Origin of the sequence: Winogradskyella epiphytica, assembly GCF_003217215.1 — a bacterium.
Lineage (GTDB): Bacteria > Bacteroidota > Bacteroidia > Flavobacteriales > Flavobacteriaceae > Winogradskyella > Winogradskyella epiphytica.
In genome coordinates this window covers 1-3,362 of record NZ_QJTD01000032.1, presented here as the reverse complement: position 1 = coordinate 3,362, position 3,362 = coordinate 1, and the positions used below count along the sequence as shown (strand labels likewise).

General features: G+C 31.2%; 3 protein-coding genes. All 3 read left to right on the top strand.

Annotation, left to right across the window (positions count from 1 at the left end):
* Positions 1-417 precede the first annotated feature (417 nt).
* The 3 genes from DFQ11_RS14890 (at position 418) to DFQ11_RS15310 (ending at position 3,119) form a co-directional block, all read left to right on the top strand.
* Positions 418-873 carry a hypothetical protein gene (locus DFQ11_RS14890; protein WP_110476669.1) on the top strand — a complete coding sequence of 152 codons (456 nt, stop codon included), beginning with the start codon at positions 418-420 and terminating at the stop codon, positions 871-873.
* A gap of 136 nt (positions 874-1,009) precedes the next feature.
* The gene (locus DFQ11_RS14885) at positions 1,010-1,639 is read left to right on the top strand and encodes a hypothetical protein (protein WP_110476668.1); all 630 of its coding nucleotides are present in this window, start codon (positions 1,010-1,012) and stop codon (positions 1,637-1,639) included.
* Between the two features lie 799 nt (positions 1,640-2,438).
* Positions 2,439-3,119: a hypothetical protein gene (locus tag DFQ11_RS15310; RefSeq protein WP_189343033.1), complete on the top strand. Its 681-nt coding sequence runs from the start codon at positions 2,439-2,441 to the stop codon at positions 3,117-3,119.
* The last annotated feature ends 243 nt before the right edge of the window (positions 3,120-3,362 follow it).

Below are 3,362 nucleotides of genomic sequence, written 5' to 3'. Positions count from 1 at the left end.
AACTGTTCGAAATAATAGTAGGAAAGAGAGGGGATTGTCATGAAAAACGAGATCGCTGTCTCAATACACAAAATAACCTTAATCCTCTCTTTTTTTCTTTCTGATTTGATTCCTAATTTATAACTTATATTTATAATCGCTAACTTAAGATACACAAACCCGTTGTAAGTAATTTTGACGCACATTTATGGACAATATAAAACCAACATTATTTTTCATTTTCGCAGCTTTAATTTTTTGGTTCGTTGGACCAATAATTGTGAAATTCCAATTAAGGTTTCATAAAAAGCACAATCCAAATTTGGTTGAAAAAGCACCAGGGATTTTCAAAGGAATGAAAATCTTTTTTCAAGTCTTTTCTATCATTTGTGTGTTATTTGCTTTCATTGTGCTTTTCGGAATTAAAATTTAAAATTAATGAGCAAATTGCAATTAAAGTTTGAAATTCCTAAAAATGGTTGGTTACCTACAAACTTTAAAACTTCGGACTTTGAATTGAATTTTATTACTTCAAATGTTCCCGAAAATCCGACTGACAAACTTTGTGAATCTCTGATTTTAACTCTGAACGGAATCGAAACGGAAATATGTTGGAACTTGGAGCCAGAATGTTATTTCTTTGAACTAAAACCAAACGGAAAGGGAATTGACTTTATTATCTCAAAAAGTGGTGGAATAACCAAAAAACGCAATCTGATTTATAAACTGACTGGAGATTTTAAGACTGTGCTTTTACCAATGTATCGGAGTTTAAAAAAGTTCAGCACGTTGGAATTTGATAAAATGGATTGGAAAAAAATCGACAAAACAAAACTGAATAAATTAACTGAATTAGTAACGGAAAGAAAAAACTACTTACAACACCGGCTATAGTTCATTGCTTCGGATTTTCTGCCGAAAATCCTCGCAAATTTGCTATCTTCGGTTTACGGCGGAAAATCCTAGCGGATTTTCACGCAACGAAACCATAGCCAAACCGTTGTACCCAATTTAACCGAACTCAACCCGAATGCATAGTATCGAAGAAATAAAAGAAAATTACAAAGGATTTTCAGATTCAAAAATTGAGAATATTGCTCGGAATGAGTCTAAAGGATTACGAAAAGAAGTACTCGGAATTTTAAAAGAGGAAATCGAAAAAAGAAATTTAGACGAGAGACTTATAACTTGGGTAGATGCAGAAACTAATACGTTAACTGACTTTGAAAAGCAAACGCTGATTAGAAAGATAGAAAATCTAAAATGCCCAAATTGCGGACTAAAAGAAAGCAAATTAATTGGTCAGGAATTTAACACAATCGTTTCAGTAATCCTTTTTTGTAATGATACAACCGAAAACAGAATTCTATGCTCGAATTGTGGCAGAAATAAAAAAATAAAATCGTTTCTAATAAATGTATCAGCTGGATGGTGGTCAAGACGTGGAATTTTATTAACGCCTTATACTTTGATAAAAGACACAATTAATTTCTTTTACAAAAAGAAAATTAACGATAGAATAATTGCAGAATTTATCGAACATAATAATGGAATGTTCAGATTACACGGAACTGATGATGAGACTTTGTTCGGACTAATTTCCTGGCATAATAATGATTACGAAATTCCAGAAACAGATGAGGAAAACAATAATGAATAAAAAACTGGGTACAACATTGGCTATAAGTAATTGCTCGTTCTCGCCTACTTCTGAAAATCCTCGCGGATTTTCAGTTTGGTGTGTACTTGCAAAAGTTAGTCCTAACCCACGCAACTACTCATAGCCGAGACGTTACCTGCAATTGCGGAACTCACTCAAACCCAAATTAAATGAAAATAAAAAAAGAACATTTGACTTAATTTTTATTATTGTTTCAACTGCAATATTGATAGCATTATCAGAATATGGACTTTTAGAAAAGTATATGGCTTTTGCATTAATTCCAATTTTAATTGCATATCAATTAGGACAATATTCTGAAAGAAAATTTAAGAACTAATGACTGAATTCTTAATGAAATTCACGTCGGATTTTTTAGCTCGTTTACGGAATCGAGCTCTGAATTAACAACCCAAGACCGAACTTTGTGCCGAATTAAGCAAGTTGTGGAATTACCACACAAACGGATTTGAGCAAGTTTGCGGAATTGAAAAACTGAACGGAAAAATAAGCGGAATTTTTTGCTAGTTTAGTTTATTCAATTTTTTTTAGAATTTTAAGTAAGTAAAAACGAAAAACAACAGCAGGTAACACCGTATATAGCTCATAGCTTGGTAGTTGCCTAAACGAAGTTAAGGCATATTTAGAAAGTCGCCAAATTTTTAAATTTGACGATTTCCAATAAAAAAGATAAATAGTAAAATTTAAAAATCTGGCTTGTGCTCAATCCGAAAAATAATCGCTAATTTGCACGCTACGAGCCATATACAAGACCGTTGTAACACATTTGAGCGAACCGATGAAAAACATTTTAACACTCTTATTTTTGACATTATTTTTCTCTTGTTCTAATAACGAATTTGAAAAAACAAAAGCTAAAAATATAGAATTAGAAAAGCAGATTAAATCACTGAACTCTAAATTGGATTCATTAAAAAAACTACCAAGTGTTCAATTTGAAAGTATTATTTCCAAAGATATTTCATTTGACTCATTACGAATCAAATCTACAACTGAATATATTTTACCAATAAAACAAAACGAATTAAAAACTTCCGATTCTCTTCTGACTCAAGAATATCTGAATTTCTCAAAAAAATTTCCCGAATCATATTTCTCTATGTATGCAATCGACAGAATTAGAAGTATAGGAGAAAAACAAAGAATTTTAAAAATCAATCAAATTGTTGGAAAATGGAATTGGGAAGCTCAAACAAATACTATGTTACCTTTTAAAGGTCAAAAAAACGAACAAATAGAATTTGACAAAGATAAAAATGTTCGTTTTTACAAAAATGGAAATCTAATTTCAGAGGAAAAATATGAGCTTTTAAGAAAAACTACTATGATGCATCACATAAAATTTAGTAAAAAAGGAATTTATGCAATTTCAATTAGACAAAATGGACTATTATCTTTGACAAAAGGACAAGGTTTGTGTATTGATTGCGGAACTGAAGTTTATAAAAAAACTGAATAAAAAAACGTGTTACAACAACGTGTATAGCTCATTGCGGCTGAATTCCTAATCGGAATTCATTGCAATTTGCTATCTTTCGGTCACGGCGGAAAATCATAGCTGATTTTCCGCAACGAGCCATACACAAACACGTTGTAGTGCATTTGAGAAATGAATTTTCCTGAAATAGGTTGACTAAAAATTAAACCTTTAATTATAGTCACTTATGAAAACACAAAATGAACACTGGCGAAAAAAAAGTTA